The organism is Intrasporangium sp., assembly GCF_035280925.1.
Classification (GTDB): domain Bacteria; phylum Actinomycetota; class Actinomycetes; order Actinomycetales; family Dermatophilaceae; genus Intrasporangium.
Genome location: NZ_DATEEY010000001.1, coordinates 1 through 2,133, shown reverse-complemented (window position 1 = coordinate 2,133; position 2,133 = coordinate 1). Strand labels below are relative to the sequence as shown.

At 71.6% G+C, this 2,133-nt stretch carries 1 protein-coding gene; it reads left to right on the top strand.

The annotated features are described in order from the left end of the window. Window positions 1-68: 68 nt before the first annotated feature. Window positions 69-2,133 (top strand): CHAT domain-containing protein (locus VJN29_RS00005; RefSeq protein WP_324141190.1); only part of this gene is annotated, 2,065 nt, incomplete at its 3' end.

The window sequence follows — 2,133 nt, the reverse complement described above, 5'->3', positions numbered from 1 at the left end:
CCACGCCTGACGGGACCATCCGGGGCAAAATGCGGTTGGCCTGAGCACGGCAGTGGGACCATGACTGCATGGCGGGACCCTCGGGGTACCTCGATGTGGACTTGGTCGTGACCCAGCGGGGCGACCGACTCGAGACACGGGTGCTCGACTCCCCCGCAGGCGAGACGGCCACCCTCAGCGCGGCCCTGCCGAGCACCCACGACGGCGACGACAAGGACGTCGGCGACGCACTCTTCGCAGCGCTCTTTCCCAATGAGGTTCGGCTCCGCTACGAGAAGAGCACGGACCGGGCCCTGGAGTCAGGCCTCGGAGTGCGCGTCGTGCTGCGCTTCGAGGGCGGTGCCGACCGACTGCCCTGGGAGTTGCTCCGCGACCCGGATCGCTCTCAGTTCATGGCCCTCGACCCGTGGCGCGCCGTCATCCGGTGTACCGAGATGCAGGCCCGCGAGCCGGCGCCGGGCAGTTCCACGCCATTGCGCATCCTCCTCGCGGTGTCGACCCCCGACGGCCTGCCAGCGATCGATGCCGCTGCCGAGATCGTGCGCATCCAGTCTCGGCTGCGGCCCTACAGCTGGGGCGCCGCGGTCGAGGTGGTGACCCTGCGCACAGCCTCGCTCGCAACCATCCGAGCCGCCTTGCAGAGCAAGGACTTCCACGTCTTCCACTACATCGGGCATGCGTCGCAACCGGTGGGCGGCACCGGGCACCTCGACCTCATGGCGGCGGACGGGACCGTCTCGAGCCGGCCGGCCGACGAGGTTGCGGCCATCCTCGCCGGGTCGCCCACCCTGCGCCTCGCGGTCCTCAACTGCTGCGACAGCTCGGCCAGCGACGGAACCGACCCGTTCGCGGGCACCGCGACCGCGCTCGTCAGGGCCGGGGTTCCGGCCGTCGTCGCGATGCGCCGGGCGATCACCGACACCGCCGCCGTGGTCTTCGCCGACGAGTTCTATGCCGCGCTCATCGAGAGCGGCGGCCGGGTCGAGCAGGCCGTGACCCGCGGGCGCGCGGCACTCTTCGCCGCCGAGGAACCGACGTCGGCGGAGTGGTCCACCGTGGCCCTGCACCTCGGCTCGTCGCTCGGGGCCGAGGACACGCGCATCCCTGTGCCCGGCCTTGACCACGACGTGCGGTTCACGGTGTCTCACCCGACGACGCTGCGCCCGACGGTCTGGGAGCCGCTCCTGTTCTTCGCGCACCACGGCGAGCGCCAGACGATGCCGAGCGGCGAGGTCATCGACCAGTCCGCCGCAGTCGGGGAGCGGGTCGCCGCCTTCTTCGCCGGCGCCCCCAGCCAGACGGCTGCGACACCCTCCACCCAGCCACTCCCCCGCGGCGCGGGACTCATCGTCAAGCCAGACCTGCCGGGCCTCGAGTGCAACCCACCCCAGGCAGCGGTGACCTGGACGGGCGAGATCGCCGAGCTCACCTTCCTGCTGCGAGCGACTGAGGAGGCTGTGGGCACGACCGTCGAGGGGCAGGTGCGGGTCTTCTCGGGGCCGCTCGTCATCGCGGAGGCTGCGGTGACCCTCGATGTCGATGCGGCCCCGACAGCGGAGACGTCGATGCGCCAGGAGCTTCCGGTCCTGCGCTTTGCGCGAATCTTCCCGTGCTACGCGCCGGAGGACGCCGACCTCGTCGAGGGCGTCGTCGCGGTGGCCGAGGCCCTCGGCGACGGCTATCTGTCCGAGATCGTTGCCGAACGACGCTCGGGTGCCCCGCTCGAGTGGATGCGGGCCAGGATCGCCGAGGCCGACAGCTTCCAGCTGTTCTGGTCGAGCCGCTCGATGACGTCAGTGACCTGCCGGAGCGAGTGGGAGGCGGCCTTGGCAACAGCGCGCGACGGCTTCGTACGGCCGCTCTACTGGGAGGAGCCGTTCCCGCGCTCCGAAGGCCTGCCGCCGCCCGGTCTTGCGGCCCTGCGCTTCATGCGCCTTCCGGTCCCCAAGGCGACCGTCACCGGGAACCTCTGGGCCACAAACGAACCCGCTGCCGCTGATCGAGATCCGGACACGCGGTGGCTTGCCTCCCCGGTGGGGGCCCCATCTGCGGCGTTCCCCGCGCCAGCGACGTCGACCCCGAGCGAGCCGACGTCGGTGCCGCCACCGGCCTCGCGCCCGGAGGACAGGTCCG